The following is a 16,459-nucleotide window of genomic DNA, read 5'->3' on the forward strand; positions in this document are numbered from 1 at the left end:
CGCCTCGATTCGGGAGCGGCCCCAGCGTCTTTGAACGCCCTGCCACCATTCGCCGCCCCTCAGCCCGATCGAGGCCCCAGGCTTCCCGGAGCGATACTGGAAGACGCATGAACATTCTGATCATTGGGCCCAGCTGGGTCGGCGACATGGTGATGGCGCAGACCTTGTTCCAGTGCCTGAAACTGCAGCACCCCGAGTGCGCGATCGACGTGCTGGCCCCCGAGTGGAGCCGGCCGATCCTCGAACGCATGCCCGAAGTCCGCCAGGCCTTGAGCTTTCCGCTCGGCCACGGCGCGCTTGAGCTCGGCATCCGGCGGCGCATCGGCAAGTCCCTGGCCGGTCAGTACGACCAGGCGATCGTGCTGCCCAACTCGCTGAAATCGGCGCTGGTGCCCTTCTTCGCCGGGATCCCCAAGCGCACCGGCTGGCGGGGCGAACTGCGCTTCGGCCTGCTCAACGATGTGCGCACGCTGGACAAGGCCCGGTACCCGCTGATGATCGAGCGCTTCATGGCGCTGGCCTATGCGCCCGGTACCGAACTGACCCAGCCTTACCCGCGGCCGGCGCTGCGCATCGAGCCTGCCAGTCGCGACGCGGCCCTGGCCAAGTTCGGCCTGGAGCTGGACCGGCCGGTCCTGGCGCTGTGCCCCGGGGCCGAGTTCGGCGAATCCAAGCGCTGGCCGGCCGAGCATTACGCCGAGGTGGCCGAGGCCCTGATTCGCCTGGGCTGGCAGGTCTGGCTGTTCGGCTCGAAGAAGGACCACCCGGTGGGTGAGTCGATTCGCGAGCGGTTGATCCCAGGCTTCAGGGAAGAGTCGGTGAACCTCTCAGGGGAAACCTCGCTGGCCGAGGCCATCGACCTGCTGTCCTGCGCCAAGGCGGTGGTATCCAACGATTCAGGACTGATGCACGTGGCCGCCGCGCTGGCCCGGCCCCTGGTGGCCGTGTACGGCTCGACCTCGCCGGGGTTCACGCCGCCGCTGGCCGAGCAGGTCGAGGTGGTGCGCCTGGGGATCGAGTGCAGCCCCTGCTTCGAGCGCACCTGCCGGTTCGGGCACTACAACTGCCTGCGCCTGCTCGAGCCGCCCGCGGTCATTGCCGCCCTGCGCCAGCTCCCCGGTGCGGCGCTGATCGATGTCGTGGCCGAGGTCGACTGACGTGCGTGTGCTGATCGTCAAGACCTCGTCCCTAGGCGACGTGATCCATACGCTGCCGGCGCTGACCGATGCGGCCCGCGCCATCCCCGGCATCCGCTTCGACTGGGTGGTGGAGGAGGGCTTCGCCGAAATTCCCGGCTGGCACCCGGCCGTGGACCAGGTCATCCCGGTGAACATCCGCAGGTGGCGCAAGCAGCTCTGGCAGACGTTCAAGAACGGCGAGTGGCGCCAGTTCAAGGCGCGCGTGCGCGAGCGTTCCTACGACCTGGTCATCGATGCCCAGGGCCTGCTCAAGTCGGCGTGGCTGACGCGCTACGTCAAGGCGCCGGTCGCCGGGCTGGACCGTTATTCGGCACGCGAAGGCTGGTCGAGCCGCTTCTACGACCGACGCCTGTCGGTCGCCCTCTGCCAGCATGCCGTGGAGCGCGTGCGCCAACTGTTCGCCCTGGCGCTGGCCTACGACCTGCCCGAGGGGCTGGGCGACTACGGCCTGGACCTGTCCCGTCTGGACCTGCCGCCGACTGCGCCGTACGTGGTGTTCCTGCATGGCACCACCTGGGACACCAAGCACTGGCCGGAAGCCTACTGGCGTACCTTGGCCGAGCGCATGGATCAGCACCGCCTGAAGGTCTGCCTGCCCTGGGGCAACCCGGTCGAGAAGGCCCGGGCCGAGCGCATCGCCCAAGGCCTGGCGCATTGCCAGGTATTGCCCAAGCTGAACCTGGCTGGCGTCGCCCGTATCCTGGCCGCTGCCAGGGCCTGCGTGGCAGTGGACACCGGCCTCGGGCACCTGGCCGCGGCACTGGACGTGCCGACCGTGTCGCTGTTCGGCCCCACCGACCCTGGCCTGACCGGCGCTTACGGGCGTGCCCAGGTGCATCTGGGCAGCGACTGGCCCTGCGCGCCTTGCCTGCAGAAGACCTGCACCTACAAACCGAGCGCCGAGGACCTGCGCCGGTTCGACATCCAACGCGAGTGGCCGCTGTGCTTCACTCGCCTGAATCCCGAGCACGTGGCGAGCCGCCTGAGCACGCTGCTGCTGACCGAGGCTGTTCGTTGATGCAACTGGCTTTCGTACTCTACAAATACTTCCCCTTCGGCGGACTGCAGCGTGACTTCATGCGCATCGCCCTGGAGTGCCAGGCACGGGGTCACCAGATCCGCGTGTACACCCTGATCTGGGAAGGCGACGTGCCGCCCGGCTTCGAGGTGAACGTGGCCCCGGTCAAGGCGCTGTTCAACCACCGGCGCAACGAGAAGCTCAGCGCGTGGATGGCGGCGGACCTGGCACGGCGCCCGGTCGATCGCCTGATCGGCTTCAACAAGATGCCGGGCCTGGACGTCTACTACGCTGCCGACGGCTGTTTCGAGGACAAGGCGCAGACCCTGCGCGGCGGGCTGTACCGCCGTTGGGGCCGCTACCGGCACTTCGCCGACTACGAGCGCGCGGTGTTCGGGCGCGAGGCGAGCACCGAGATCCTGATGATCTCCGAGGTGCAGCAGCCGTTGTTCGTCAAGCATTACGGCACACCGGCCGAGCGCTTTCACCTGTTGCCCCCCGGCATCTCCCCGGACCGTCGCCGCCCGGCCGATGCCGCGTCCATCCGCGCGCAGTTCCGCCGTGAATTCAAGCTGGCCGACGATGACCTGCTGCTGGTGCAGATCGGCTCGGGCTTCAAGACCAAGGGCGTCGACCGCAGCCTCAAGGCGCTCGCCGCGTTGCCGCCAGCCTTGCGCAAACGCACCCGGCTGATGGTGATCGGCCAGGACGACCCCAAGGTCTTCCAGTTGCAGAGCACCGCGCTGGGGCTGGGCGAACACGTGCAGTTCCTCAAGGGGCGCAGCGACATCCCGCGCTTCCTGCTGGGCGCCGACCTGCTGATCCACCCGGCCTACAACGAGAACACCGGCACGGTCCTGCTCGAAGCCGTGGTCGCCGGCCTGCCGGTGCTGGTCTCGAAGGTCTGCGGCTACGCCCATTACATCGCCGAGGCCGACAGTGGCCAGGTGCTGGACGAGCCGTTCGAGCAAGCGCAGCTCGACGACTGCCTGCGCCGCATGCTCGAAGACGATGCCGCCCGTGCCCAGTGGTCGCGCAATGGTGTGGCCTTCGCCGACAGCGCCGACCTCTACAGCATGCCGCAGCGCGCCGCCGACGTGATCCTCGGGCAGGAGACTCCATGAAACTGATACTGGCCGAACCCTTCGCGCGGCTGTGGGCCGGACGCGACCCCTTCGAGGCGGTCGAGGGCCTGCAGGGCGTGGTCTACCGGGAACTGGAGGCGCGCCGTACGCTGCGCACCGAAGTCGACGGCAAGGGCTACTTCGTCAAGATCCATCGCGGCATCGGCTGGGGCGAGATCGCCAAGAACCTGCTCACCGCCAAGCTGCCGGTACTCGGCGCCGGTCAGGAGTGGCGCGCGCTCGAACGCCTGCACCAGGCCGGCGTACCGACCATGACCGCCGTGGCCTACGGCGAGCGCGGCGACAACCCGGCCACTCAGCACTCGTTCATCGTCACCGAAGAGCTGGCACCGACCATCAGCCTCGAGGACTACAGCCTCGACTGGGTACGCCAGCCGCCTGCCCCTCGGCTCAAGCGCGCGCTGATCGCCGAGGTCGCGAACATGACCGGCACCATGCACCGGGCCGGGGTCAACCACCGCGACTGCTACATCTGCCATTTCCTGTTGCACACCGACCGGCCGGTGACCGCCGACGACCTGAAGCTGTCGCTCATCGACCTGCACCGGGCCCAGACGCGTGCCGCCACGCCCCGGCGCTGGCGCGACAAGGACCTGGCCGGCCTGTACTTCTCGGCCCTGGACATCGGCCTGACCCGCCGTGACCTGCTGCGCTTTCTCAAAGGTTATTTCCGCGCGCCGCTGCGCACGATCCTGGCCGAAGAGGCCGCATTGCTCGCGGCCTTGCGTGGCAAGGCCAACAAGCTCTATGCCCGCAAGCAACGCTACGGGGACGCGCTCTGATGGCCGGCTGGACACTGGCACCGGACTACCAGCACTTGGCAGACGACTTCGGCAGCCTCGACGCGGTATTCGCCTTGCAGGGCGAGCGCCTGACCCGCGACCCCCTGAGCGAAGTGGTCCGCGTCCAGCGCGATGGGGTCAACTACTACGTCAAGCGCTACACCGGCGCGGGCAAGGGCCTGCGCCGCTACCTGGGGCGCCCGCGGATCAAGGCCGAGTGGCAGAACCTCAAGCAGTTCGCCAAGTGGCACATCCCGACCGCCGAGGTGGTCGCCTGGGGGCTGGAGCGCAACGGCCTGGCCTTCGGTCGCGGGGCAATGATCACCCGCGAGCTGCCGCGCACCGAAGACCTCTCGGTGCTGGCCGAGCGCAACGACCCACGCCTGGCCGACCGCGCCTGGGTGGCGCATATCAGCGATCAGCTGGCGCAGCACACCCGGGTCATGCACCAGCACCACTTCACCCACAACGATTTGAAGTGGCGCAACCTCCTGGTCGACGACCAGGCCACGGTGTACTTCATCGATTGCCCGACCGGCGACTTCTGGCGCGGCTTCATGCTGCGTCACCGGCTCATCAAGGACCTGGCGTGCCTGGACAAGGTCGCCAAATACCATCTTTCAGCCACGCAGCGACTGCGGTTCTACCTGCGCTATCGCGGGCATGCCCGCCTCACCACGGCGGACAAGCGCCGGGTGCGCCAGGTCGTGGCTTTCTTCGAGGGGCGGGAATGACCGACTACCTGGCCGATGCCGAGCGCGCCCTGTTGCAGCGCCATGGCCTGGACGATTTCGACGCGCTCTGGTCGCTGCAGCTCGAGGCCGTCGACGAGCCCAACACCGGGCGCGGCGGCTGGAGCAGCGTCTATCGCCTGGAGCTGGAGGGCAAGGGCTACTACCTCAAGCGCCAGAGCAATTACCTGACGCACACCCTGCACCGCCCGTTGGGCGAGCCGACCTTCGCCCGCGAGTTTCGCAACATCGCGCGTTACCAGAAACTCGGCATCCCGGCCCTGCAGGCGGTGTTCTACGGTCAGCGTAAGGTGGGCGGCGAATGCTGCGCCCTGTTGATGACCCGCGCGCTGGATGAGTGGACCGATCTGGATCACCTGCTGGAGCAATGGCCGCATCTGGACACTGCGCAGCGCCAGGGTATCCTCCAGGCCTGCGGACGGCTGGCGCGCACGCTGCACGCGGCAGGCCAGGTGCATGGTTGCTTCTATCCCAAGCATATTTTCCTGCGCGCGCGCAGCGAGGGCTGGCAGGCGCAATTGATCGACCTGGAGAAGACCCGGCCGCTGTTGTTCGGCCTGCGTGATCGGCTCAAGGACCTGGAGCCGCTGCTGCGTCGAGCCCCGATCTGGACGGAACAGGACCGGCGCGTCCTGCTGTCGAGCTACCTCGAACAGGCGCCCGACAGCGCGCTGGTCGAGACTTGGCAGGCCCGACTGACCCAGCGGCGACGCCACAAGGAGACGCGTTGATGCGCTTGTCTGAACTGAAACAGGCTGGCCGCACCCCCGAGGTGCCGCTGTCCATCACATTGGCCGATGCGGCAGGCAGCGCCGAGCTGCAGCTGCTGAGTCTGCTGCGGGTGTTGCCCGGGCAGCGCTATGTCGGGGCCGGTATCTGGCGCGGCCGTACGGTGCTGGCCAAGCTGCTGGTCGGCCCGAGCGCGGCACGGCATTTCCAGCGCGAGCTGGAGGGTGTACGGCTGCTGGCGGCCCAAGGCTTGAGCACGCCACAGTTACTGGCCGACGGGCTGAGCGAAGGCGAGGGCGGCTGGCTGCTCTTCGACTACCTGGAGCAGGCCCACAGCCTGGGCGATGCCTGGGCCGCGGTCGAAGCGCGGGCGCCCCTGGACGATGCGCAGCAGGAGGTCCTGGGGCAGGCCCTGGAAGCGGTGGCCAAGTTGCATGCCAAAGGGCTCTGGCAGGAAGACCTGCACCTGGACAACCTGTTGCGCCAGGGCGATACGCTGTACCTCATCGACGGGGCCGGCATCAAGGCCGAAACCCCTGGTCAGCCCCTGTCGCGCCAGCGCGTGCTGGAAAACCTCGGCGTGTTCTTCGCCCAGCTGCCGAAACGCCTGGAGCCCTATACCGAGGAGTTGCTGGTGCACTACCTGCTGGCCAACGCCGAGCACGCGTTGCCGCTGGAGGCCTTGCAGAAGCAGGTGAACAAGGTCCGGGCCTGGCGCCTGAGCGATTACCTCGACAAGGCGGGGCGCGAATGCACGCTGTTCAGCGTCGAGCGCAGCCTGTCCGGTCTGCGTGCGGTGCAGCGTGATCAGCTACCGACGCTGCTACCGGTTCTGGAGCAGGCCGACGCGTTGATCGAGCGGGGGCATCTCTACAAGACCGGCGGCGCCGCCACGGTGGCGCGGATCGAGAGCGGCGGTCGCCAGCTGGTACTCAAGCGCTACAACATCAAGGACGTGGCGCACTGGTTCAAGCGCTTCTGGCGTCCGAGCCGTGCCTGGCATTCCTGGATCGAAGGCCAGCGCCTGACCTTCCTCGACATCGCTACGCCGCGCCCCTTGGCCGTGCTCGAGCACCGGGTCCTGGGCCTGCGCCAGCGCGCCTACCTGGTGACCGAGTACGTCGATGGCCCTGACCTGATCGCGTGCTTCGCGCCGTTCGTCGACAGCGGTGATGCGCCCGAGGCGCAGGTCCAGGCGCTGGTCGAGCTGATGCAGCGGCTGATCCAGGAACGGATCAGCCACGGCGATCTGAAAGGTCACAACCTGTTCTGGCAGGACGATCGCTGGTCGTTGATCGACCTGGACGCCATGTGTCAGCACAGTTCGCAGATGAGCTTCGCTTCGGCCCAGGCCCGCGACCGTGCGCGCCTGCTGCGCAACTGGCCGACCGACAGCGCGCTGTATCGGCGCCTGGATCAGCTGTTGCCGCGCGCGGGCTCGTAAGGGGCTGGCAGGGCCAGCCAGCCGCTGCTGCGCCCGGCTTGATGGGCACGGATGCGCCATTGCGCGTCCTCCCAGCGCAGCACGGCCCAGGCCTCTACTCCGCCCACGAGGGCAGGGGGGATCAACAGGTGGTAGTGATCGGGCAGCAGGTGCTGGCGCAAGGGCAGGGTCAAGGGCCCGGCCTGCAGGTACAGTGCATCCGCAGCCTGGTAAAGGCCGACGCCGCCGGCCAGCGGTCCGGCCTGTGGCGGTCGCGCCACCGCGCACTGTTCGAACAGCTGGGTCAGGTCTGGCAGGCCGTCGTGCCAGAGCAGCGGTGAATCGATGACCCAGGCGCCATTGGCCAGACGCTTGACCGGCAGCTTGGTATAGGCCTCCGGCAGCTGGGGATCGACCGCACGCCAGCGGCGCCCGTCGAAGACCACCTGATAGAACCGTCCTTCGTCGTCCTGGACGTAATATTCGGTCACGCCAGCGATCGACGAAGTCTTTTCATAGACCCCCTCGCCATAGATGCCGCCCAGTCGGTAGCGCAACCGGTCGACATTGGGCGCGACCTGGTAATGGTTCGGCAAGGTGAGCGTCGGGTTGCTGGGTATGTGCCGCAGCGCACGCCGCATGATCGACGAGCCGGCAGCACTGCTCACTCCGTCGGCCAGGTGGGACAAGGTCTCGAACAGCTGGAGGAAGGCACCGTGGCGGTCACCTTCCTGAAGGTCGTCCAGGCCCTCGAGCGCCGAGACCACTGCGCGACCGAAGGCCACGGGCATCATGATGCGGTGCGGGAGCACCAGGCTGATCAGGTCGAGCAGGAGCCAGAGCGTGTGCAACGCTGTCTCGCCGACCAGCTCCAGGCGCGTGTTGCTGCTGGCGTCGACCTTTTCCAGCAGGGCATGCACTTCGGCGCGGTAGCAGGCATCGAACAGATGGCCCTGAATGACGGGACGCGCCAGGTGCGGTCCCAGTCGCCCCTTGACCAGAAGGGCCTCCACCTCACGGGCACGCAACAGGGGCAGGCGCTCCTTGACATAGTCCCGCAGCGAAGGATTGTCGCGCAGGTCACGTAACAGGTGACGCGCGTTGCGGTAATGTCGCCAGGGGCGGCGGTCGGGCGCATCGGGGGCATACACCAGAAAACCGCTCATGCGACCCTGTTCGGCAGCCACCAGCAGGACGCCCCTCACCGTGTGCTGCATGATCATCAATTGATGCACGTTGATCGCGGCATGCGTGAAGCAGGGCCGGTGCGCACTGTCCGGATAATCCAGCACACAGGTGGCCCAGGCATAGCCTCGACCTGGCCAGGTCGTCAGGTAGTGGCCGGCGTACAGCGCCTTGACCGCCTCCGCGCGCATGCGCGCCCGATTGATGCGGCCGTGCGCGCGCTGGCGCCACTGGCCCGCGGTGGACGTGAGCAGGTGCGTGCGCAGGAAGGAGGCGTAATTGGCACCTGCATCGAGTTCGCGGACCAGTCGTCGAATCAGCGCCGCGTCCAGACCTTCCGGGGCGGCACTGCCGTCGACCCGGTGCAGGCGCGCGGTCAGCCAGTAGTCGATGTCGAACCAGCTGACGTTCAGCAAGGCCAGTTCGTCGAGCGTGTAGGTGATCGAGACCAGCTCGACGGTTTCGCCCACCTGGGGCCGACTGGCAACGGGAATGTAGCTGCTGGGCAACAGGGGATTGAACAGAGGGCCGATCTGGCGAGCCATGGTGACGGTCAGGCGCAGGTCGTCCAAGGTCACATCGAGCCCGGTGGCCCGGTGCAGGCGTTCGCTCAGGCGCGCACGTGTCCAGGCCTTGAGGGTATGGCGCGTGGTGAACTGCTCCAGGGTAGGCAGACCGGGAGCGCCCGCCTGTTCGACCGCGGTCGCCAGCTCCTGGAGGGTCTGCATGATGTGCGTCAGAGACTGCTGGGACGCCTGGCGTAACCAGGCCGGCATGTATTTCTCCAACAGCAGGGCGTAACGGGTGGCCAGCGCCCCCCGGCTGTCGAGGTACGCGGCCATGCGCAGCTTGCCCTTGAGCTGGGTGTCGAAGGCGCGCACATCCCGTTGCAGCCCGCTGCGCCAAGTGTCCTGCCAGGCCCGTATGGCGCGATGATGCTGGGCGTCGCGCACGGCCTGCACCTGCGCCTCGACCATGTCGCCGGTATGCCAGTCATAGCGAAGGCGGCTGGCCTGGCGAGCGCGCTGTCGGTCCTGGGGCGTTGCCAGTAGCGCCAGCAACGGCGCGCTCTGGATGGGGTCCTCCAGCCGCTCGCACAACTCCTGGTGCAAGGCGGCCAGGCTCGCGAAGGCCTCGATGCCATGGGACAGACTGCACAGCAGCGCCACGCCCACGGCCTCGTGGTGCTTGAGCATCCGACCCTCGGGGCCCTGCTGGACCAGGACCAACGTGCCGGGCAGCGATTGCCGCCAGTTGGGGTCGACGCCTTCGAGCAACAGCTTGTAGAGCTGCGGGCGCGCCTCGAGGGGGAGCTGCTGGCGTTGCCAGGCGTGGGGAAATTCCAGGCAGGTTCGAAGCAGCCGTTCATGGACGGCATCGAGGGTTTCGTCGGCCCGGCGCAGGCGCAGTTCGGTGTCCAGGTATTCTCGACGCAGCGACACCAGCCGTGCCTGGCACGTCAGGCCGCGGGCGTCACGGGCTGTCCAGAGCTGGGTGTGGCGTGTGTGCCAGGCCTGGCGTACCTGCTGACAGAACGTTTCGACCCGGTCGGCGAAATCCGCCGGCAAGGGGATCTCGCTGTCGCCGGCCTGGCCGGTCGGTGGCGCGGTGAAGCGTGTGCCTTCCAGCAGCCGCTTGCCGACACGGTCGAGCAACGTCCTGCCATCGTCCAGGAGCAGGTGATGGGCGCGAATGTCGGGGCTGTTCAGCCACAGGGCGAGCTGCTGGTTCAAGCTGCGCTCGATACCGGCGGGTAACGCCAGCAGCTGTTTCACCTGCCGGTCCAGCGCTTCGAATTGTTGCAAAGGGGTCATGGTCGGGCTCCTGCGAAGGGGCCGGCCATGGTGGCCGAGTGCACGGGCGGCTCGGCAACAGGCATGTACCGCCGCCGCTCGTCGCGATGCGTCCATCCCGACGGGGTGGGGGTGGGCCTACAGAAGCGTGCTGGCGGTCTGGCGGCGGCGCCATTGCCGCACGCGCTGCTCGAGCAGCAGCGGGCTGTCGAGCTGCTGACGGCGTGCCTGGCTGAACAGGATCAAGGCCAGCTCGGCGGTCACCTGGGCGTCGGCGCTGGCATGGTGGCGCGCCTGGACCTGCAGGCCGAAGCGTGCTGTCCAGTCGTCCAGGCCCGCTTCGCGCAAGACCGTTTCGGGGTTGAGCATCGGCGCCAGTTCCGCCACGTCCAGGAACGGGTGCTGCAAGCGATGGCCCAGGCTGTCCTTCAGCGCACGCGCGAGCATCCGCTGATCGAACGGAGCATGGAAGGCCAGCACCGGGCTGTCGCCGATGAACTCGAGCAGCTCGAGCAGGGCTTCGCCGGGGTCGCTGCCGGCCGCCAGGGCACTGGGGCCGAGCCCGTGAATGAGCACGCTGGAGGTGGTCTTCTGGCTCGGTCGGCACAAGGTGCGCTCGAACTGCTGGCCCAAGGCGATGGCGCCATCCTCGATGACCACCGCACCGATCGACAGCACCTGGTCGCGCTGCGTGTCCAGGCCGCTGGTTTCCAGGTCGAGCACCACCCAGCGCTGGGCGCGCAGGCTGTGCGAACCCAGTGGCTCAGGCGGCGGCAACGCCGCGAGACGCTGATGCACGTCTGGTGCGAGCGTGGGGAGGCTCGGGCGCAGCCAGCGCAGCAGATCGAAGCTCACAGCTGATACCGCAGGGCCAGGCTGGCCTGGAGGCGCTGGGCCTGGCGCAGGGATTCGCGCAGGATACGCCGGTCGAGGTGGTTCAGGCTGTCGGGATCGAGGCGGTTGGAATAAGGCCGGCCTTCGCGACTCTGGCGCTGGTGCTGCTGCATGCGCGTCTGCTGGATGAAGTGATAGGCCTCTTCGAAGGCGGCCCCATCGAGCGTATCGACCACGCCCTTGTCGACCAGTTGACGCAGACGCTCCAGGGTATTGTTGGCGCCGATGCCGTGGGCCAGCGCCAGCAATCGGGCCCCGTCGACGAAGGGCGTCAGGCCTTGCACCTTGAGGTCGAGGGTAGCGGCGCGCTCGCCGTCCTGGCGCGTCAGCACGAAATCGCGGAAGCGGCCGACCGGAGGGCGCTGGCGCAAGGCATGCTCGGCCATCATGCGCTGGAACAACCGGTTGTCGGCCACCTGCCCGAGGATGCCGTGGCGCAGCGCCTCGCCAGCCGAGTGCTCGCCCCAGACCACCCGCAGGTCGAAGTAGATGCTCGACCCCAGCAGGTTGTCGGGCGATGCCTCGCGGATGAACTCGGCGAAGCGCCGCGCCCATTCCGTGCGTGACAGGCACAGCGCCGGGTTGCCTGCCATGACGTTGCCGGTACACAGGCTGAAGCCGCACTGGGCCAGGCACTGGTTGATGTGTCGTGCCAGCGGCAGCAAGCGTTCCCGGATCGCGTGCGCGTCAGCGGCATCGTCTGCCTCGAAGACGATGCCGTTGTCCTGGTCGGTGTACAAGGTCTGTTCGCGACGGCCCTCGCTGCCGAAGCACAGCCAGCTGAAAGCGACGCCAGGATCACCGCGTTCGGCAAGGGCCAGTTCGATGACCCGGCAGACGGTATGGTCGTTGAGCAAGGTGATGATCTGCGTGATCTGCGTCGAGGAGGCGCCATGGGCCAACATGCGCTCGACCAGCATGCCGATCTCCTGGCGTAGCGCCACCAGATGCTCCAGCCGCGAGGCATGGCGAATGGTCCGGGCCAGGTGGACCAGGTCGACACGCTGCAGGGAGAACAGGTCGCGCTCCGATACCACGCCACACAGACGCCCGTCCTCGACCAGGCAGACATGGGCGATGTGGCGTTCCGTCATCGCCATGGCCGCATCAAAGGCACTGGCCTTGGGGTCCAGGGAGAAGGGGGCGGCTGTCATGTGCTGGTGAATGGGCGCCTCCAGCTCGGCGCTGGCGTGGGCCACCGCCTGACGCAGGTCGCGCAAGGTGAAGATGCCGACCGGAACACGGTGCGGATCGACGACCACGATGCTGCCGACCTGTTGCTCGTGCATCATGCGGACGGCTTCACGCATCGGTGTGTCCGGTGCGCAGGCCACCGGATGACGCATGGCCAGCTCACCCAGCGGTGTGTTCAATGAGTATTGCGTACCCAGCGTTTCCACTGCCTGGCGCCGTACCTGCTGGTTGACCTGGTCGAGCAGGCTGCTCACCCCGCGCAGGACGAAATCGCGAAAGGGTTCGGACAGGGAGAACACGCGGATGAACGCGGCCTTGTTCAGTTGCAGGCAGAAGGTGTCTTCGCCGGCTAGATGCTCGGTGCGTGTGGCGCGCTCGCCCAGTAGCGCGGCCAGCGGGAAGCATTCGCCCGTGGTGATTTCGAACGTGGTCTCCATGCCAGGGCGGGTCGCCTGTTGCCGTTCACCGACCACGCGTCCCTGTTTGACGATGTGGAAGTGCTCGACAGCGCCATCGCTGGGCCTGAGGATGCTTTCGCCGGCGGCATAGAAGCGCAACTGGCACTGCTCGACCAGGTACGCCAGGTGGGCCTGCTCCATCTGGTTGAACGGTGGGAAGCGCTGCAGGAACTGCACGGTGCCCTGGATGTTCTGCAACACGGCGGTCTTGCCAGCCTTGTCGAAGGCGTCCTGTCTGCTCATCGCCCTACCGCATCGTCATGCCGGCGCCGAGTGCGCGCGGTCTGTTGTTGTACGGGCATGGTCGAACGAAGGCCATGACCTGCCCATTGGACGTAAGTCTAGAGCCGACCGTCAGCGGCCCTCTGTCGGAACCCCGACGAAAGGTCGCTTGCGCGCCACAGGTTTGCGGTCTGAACTGGATGAACGGGACTTACGCGAGTAGACCATGGGTGAGCACGATGACATCTTGAGCGACGCCGAGCGTGAGCTGCTGGCTCACCTGGGCACGCCCGTTGCGTCGCCCCAGTGTGTGCTGGTGGTGGATGACAATGACGTCAATCGCCAGGCGTTGTGCATCTACTTGAGCACCAAGGACCTCACGTGCCTGGAGGCGGCCAACGCCGCTCAGGCCTTGGAGATCCTGGCGTGCGAGCCAAACATCGGCGTGATGATCACCGACCTGCGCATGGCCACGGCCGATCCCAGTGAACCCCAGGATGGCCTCGAGCTGATTCGACTGATTCGCCACTCGAGGTGGGCGGCGCTGTCGATCATCGTGGTCTCTGGCGATACCGATGTGGCCGAGGCGGTGGACGTCATGCACCTGGGGGTCGTGGATTTTCTGCTCAAGCCGGTCGACCTCGACAAGCTGCTGTGTCTGGTCAGGCAGGAGCTGGGTGTCTGACCGGGTCTGGCCTGACGAGGGAAGAAGCGCCAGGGCGAACAGATTGCTTGCTGAACCATGGGGCAGGTGTACGGGCTCTATCGCTGGCAAGCCAGGTTCTATAGAGCAAAAACTAGCTTACTGATTTCAAAGGAAATAATTTCAGAACTTTGTGGGCCCTGCGGGCCCAATCGCGGCACAGGGGCCGCTCCCACAGGTGACCGCGATAGCCTGTAATCCCGCGGTGGGGCTACGGGTGTAGGAGCGGCCCCTGTGCCGCGATGGGCCGCAAAGCGGCCCTAAAATCGATTAGCAATGAAGCTTCGGATCCTGCCAGCTATCGCCATGTTCTCTGTGCGACAGCGCGGCGCCAAGGCGGCGGGCGGACTCCCACAGGTAGCCCTTTCAAGCAGGTAGCCACACAATGACGAAGCCACTTGTGGGAGATTTTATGGTTTCCGCCAAGTGCTAATGTGGGCCCTGGCGGGCCCAATCGCGGCCGGTCCGGCGTCCCGGCAGGGGCCGCTCTACACCCGTAGCCCCACTGCGGCGTTGCAGGCCATCGCGGTTCTGTGGGAGCTGGCTTGCCAGCGATAGCGGTGGCGACGTCACGGTGTCGCCAGCCGGCTATCGCCTGGCGTTTCACACGTCCCGGCATTCCTGCGCACGCGCCTTGAACGCCTGCCGTTGACGATGCAGCACCGGCTCGGTGTAGCCGTTGGGTTGCCGAGCACCCTCGACGATCAACTCCCGGGCCGCCTGGAAGGCGATGCTGTCGGCGACGTGCGGCGTCATCGGGCGATAGTGCGGATCATCGGCATTCTGCCGATCCACCACGGCTGCCATGCGGGTCAGGCTTTCCATCACCTGCGCTTCATCGATCACCCCATGACGCAGCCAGTTGGCCAGCAGCTGACTGGAAATGCGCAGGGTGGCGCGGTCTTCCATCAAGCCGACGTCATGGATGTCCGGCACCTTGGAGCAGCCAATGCCCTGGTCAATCCAGCGCACCACGTACCCCAGGATGCTCTGGGCATTGTTGTCCACTTCGAGGCGAATCTCTTCGACGGTTCCCGGTGCGCCCTCGACCAGGGGCAGCGTGAGCAGGTCGTCCAGGGCGGCCGGTGCACGGGCGGCCAGCTCGGCCTGACGGGCGCGAACATCGACGCGATGATAGTGCAGGGCGTGCAGCACGGCGGCGGTCGGTGACGGCACCCAGGCCGTACTGGCACCGGCCAGGGGGTGCGCGACCTTCTGCTCCAGCATCGCCGCCATCAGGTCGGGCATGGCCCACATGCCTTTGCCGATCTGCGCCCGGCCCGGCAAGCCGGCCGCCAGGCCCACGTCGACGTTGTTGTTCTCGTAGGCGCCGATCCAGGCCTGCTGCTTCATGATGCCCTTGCGCACCATGACACCGGCCTCCATGGACGTATGGATCTCGTCGCCGGTGCGGTCGAGGAACCCGGTGTTGATGAACACCACGCGCTCGGCCGCCGCCCCGATGCAGGCCTTGAGGTTGACCGTGGTGCGCCGCTCCTCGTCCATGATGCCGATCTTCAACGTGTGGCGCGCCAGGCCCAGTACTGTTTCCACGCCACTGAACAGCTCGACGGCGAAAGCCACCTCCTCAGGACCATGCATCTTCGGCTTGACGATGTACACACTCCCGCTGCGGCTGTTGCGCCAGTGACCGGCACCGTTGAGGTCGTGCAGCGCGGCCAGGCCGGTGACCAGGGCATCGAGCATGCCTTCCGGCACCTCGTTGCCGTGGCCGTCGAGCACGGCAGGCGTCGTCATCAGGTGGCCGACGTTGCGCACGAACAGCAGTGAGCGGCCTGGCAGGATGAGTTGGCCACCGTCGGCGCGGGTGTACTCGCGATCCGACGCCAAGGTACGGGTGAAGGTCGTGCCGGACTTGGTGACGCGCTCGCAGAGATCGCCCTTCATCAGGCCCAGCCAGTTGCGGTAGACGAGCGTCTTGTCCTCGGCATCCACGGCGGCGACCGAATCCTCGCAGTCCATGATGGTGGTCAAGGCCGCTTCCATGAGCAGGTCCTTGATCCCTGCGCTGTCCGTGCGTCCGATGGGCGTCTCGGCGTCGATCTGGAGTTCCACGTGCAGGCCATGGTGGCGCAGCAGAATGGCCGTCGGCGCCTCGGGCTGGCCACGGTAGCCGACCAGTTGGGACGGGTCGCGCAGGCCACTGGACTGCCCATCGGCCAGGGTGACCTGCAGGGCGCCGTGTTCCACGTGGTAGCGCGTGCTGCCTGTGTGCGAGCCCGTGGCCAGCGGCGCGGCCTGGTCGAGGAACGCGCGGGCGAAGGCGATGACCCGTGCACCCCGTACCGGGTTGTAGCCCGCGCCTCGCTGCGCGCCGCCGTCTTCGGCGATGGCGTCGGTGCCATAGAGCGCATCGTACAGCGAGCCCCACCGGGCATTGGCCGCGTTCAAGGCAAACCGTGCATTGGTCACGGGCACCACCAGTTGCGGCCCAGCCAACTGAGCGATTTCCTCGTCGACGTTCTCGGTGGTGATCTGGACGTCGTCGACCGATGGCAGCAGGTAGCCGATCTCCTGCAGAAACGCCTTGTAGGCCGCGGCATCGTGTGGCTCGCCCCGATGGGCGCGGTGCCAGTCATCGATCTGCGCCTGTAGCGCGTCCCGTTGCGCGAGCAAGGCCCGGTTGCGCGGTGCGAGCGCCTCGATCAGCGCCGTGGCATGCGACCAGAACCGGTCGGCGTCGATACCTGTGCCTGGCAAGGCTTCGTCGACGATGAAATCGTGCAAGACCTTGGCGACCTGAAAGCCGCCGACATTGATCCGTTCAGTCATGGTGTGCCTCACTCTGCTCAGCTGTCTTGTTCGTAGGGGTGACGCGTGGTGCCGGTCAGACCGCTCGTTGCAGGGGGGGTGTCGTGCAATCTTGTAGTCCGTCTTGGCGGATACTACATGAAGCGAGGCTGGCGTGAACATGCGGCGCGAGTCGTGCGCATGGCTGGCA

At 67.0% G+C, this 16,459-nt stretch carries 12 protein-coding genes; 8 read left to right on the forward strand and 4 right to left on the reverse strand.

Annotated elements, in window-relative coordinates; genetic code table 11:
• The first annotated feature begins 107 nt into the window (after nt 1–107).
• The 7 genes from APT63_01385 to APT63_01415 are packed head-to-tail and all read left to right on the forward strand — an operon-like array spanning nt 108 to nt 7,069.
• Nucleotides 108–1,157 (forward strand): ADP-heptose--LPS heptosyltransferase, encoded by a 1,050-nt coding sequence (locus tag APT63_01385; protein ID AMA44372.1) that lies wholly within the window; start codon nt 108–110, stop codon nt 1,155–1,157.
• A 1-nt stretch (nt 1,158) separates the two neighbouring features.
• Nucleotides 1,159–2,217, forward strand: coding sequence for an ADP-heptose--LPS heptosyltransferase (locus tag APT63_01390; protein AMA44373.1), 1,059 nt, complete (start codon nt 1,159–1,161; stop codon nt 2,215–2,217).
• A complete protein-coding gene (locus tag APT63_01395) occupies nt 2,217–3,341 on the forward strand; it encodes a glucosyltransferase I RfaG (GenBank protein ID AMA44374.1) in 1,125 nt (374 codons plus the stop codon). The genes APT63_01390 and APT63_01395 overlap by 1 nt, the downstream gene beginning before the upstream one ends.
• Entirely contained in the window at nt 3,338–4,144 is an 807-nt protein-coding gene (locus APT63_01400) for a heptose kinase (GenBank protein AMA44375.1), read from the forward strand. The genes APT63_01395 and APT63_01400 overlap by 4 nt, the downstream gene beginning before the upstream one ends.
• Complete coding sequence (locus APT63_01405; protein AMA44376.1) at nt 4,144–4,878, forward strand: heptose kinase; 735 nt, start codon at nt 4,144–4,146, stop codon at nt 4,876–4,878. The genes APT63_01400 and APT63_01405 overlap by 1 nt, the downstream gene beginning before the upstream one ends.
• The gene (locus APT63_01410; protein AMA44377.1) at nt 4,875–5,627 is read left to right on the forward strand and encodes a lipopolysaccharide kinase; all 753 of its coding nucleotides are present in this window, start codon (nt 4,875–4,877) and stop codon (nt 5,625–5,627) included. Before APT63_01405 ends, APT63_01410 begins: the two co-directional genes overlap by 4 nt.
• Entirely contained in the window at nt 5,627–7,069 is a 1,443-nt protein-coding gene (locus APT63_01415) for a serine/threonine protein kinase (GenBank protein ID AMA44378.1), read from the forward strand. The genes APT63_01410 and APT63_01415 overlap by 1 nt, the downstream gene beginning before the upstream one ends.
• Here APT63_01415 and APT63_01420 read toward each other — a convergent pair.
• The 3 genes from APT63_01420 to APT63_01430 all read right to left on the reverse strand — a co-directional run bounded on the left by APT63_01420 (nt 7,042) and on the right by APT63_01430 (nt 12,815).
• Nucleotides 7,042–10,047 carry a hypothetical protein gene (locus tag APT63_01420; GenBank protein ID AMA44379.1) on the reverse strand — a complete coding sequence of 1,002 codons (3,006 nt, stop codon included), beginning with the start codon at nt 10,045–10,047 and terminating at the stop codon, nt 7,042–7,044. The genes APT63_01415 and APT63_01420 overlap by 28 nt on opposite strands.
• 117 nt (nt 10,048–10,164) lie before the next feature.
• Nucleotides 10,165–10,869, reverse strand: a complete 705-nt coding sequence (locus APT63_01425; protein ID AMA47761.1) for a DNA polymerase III subunit epsilon — start codon at nt 10,867–10,869, stop codon at nt 10,165–10,167.
• A gap of 8 nt (nt 10,870–10,877) precedes the next feature.
• The gene (locus tag APT63_01430) at nt 10,878–12,815 is read right to left on the reverse strand and encodes a cyclic nucleotide-binding protein (protein ID AMA44380.1); all 1,938 of its coding nucleotides are present in this window, start codon (nt 12,813–12,815) and stop codon (nt 10,878–10,880) included.
• A gap of 205 nt (nt 12,816–13,020) precedes the next feature.
• Here APT63_01430 and APT63_01435 point away from each other — a divergent pair, with 205 nt between their 5' ends.
• Nucleotides 13,021–13,479, forward strand: coding sequence for a two-component system response regulator (locus APT63_01435; GenBank protein ID AMA44381.1), 459 nt, complete (start codon nt 13,021–13,023; stop codon nt 13,477–13,479).
• A gap of 621 nt (nt 13,480–14,100) precedes the next feature.
• Here the strand turns inward: APT63_01435 and APT63_01440 are convergent.
• Complete coding sequence (locus tag APT63_01440; protein AMA44382.1) at nt 14,101–16,290, reverse strand: malate synthase G; 2,190 nt, start codon at nt 16,288–16,290, stop codon at nt 14,101–14,103.
• Between the last annotated feature and the right edge of the window lie 169 nt (nt 16,291–16,459).

It is taken from the genome of Pseudomonas monteilii, from assembly GCA_001534745.1.
GTDB lineage: Bacteria > Pseudomonadota > Gammaproteobacteria > Pseudomonadales > Pseudomonadaceae > Aquipseudomonas > Aquipseudomonas alabamensis.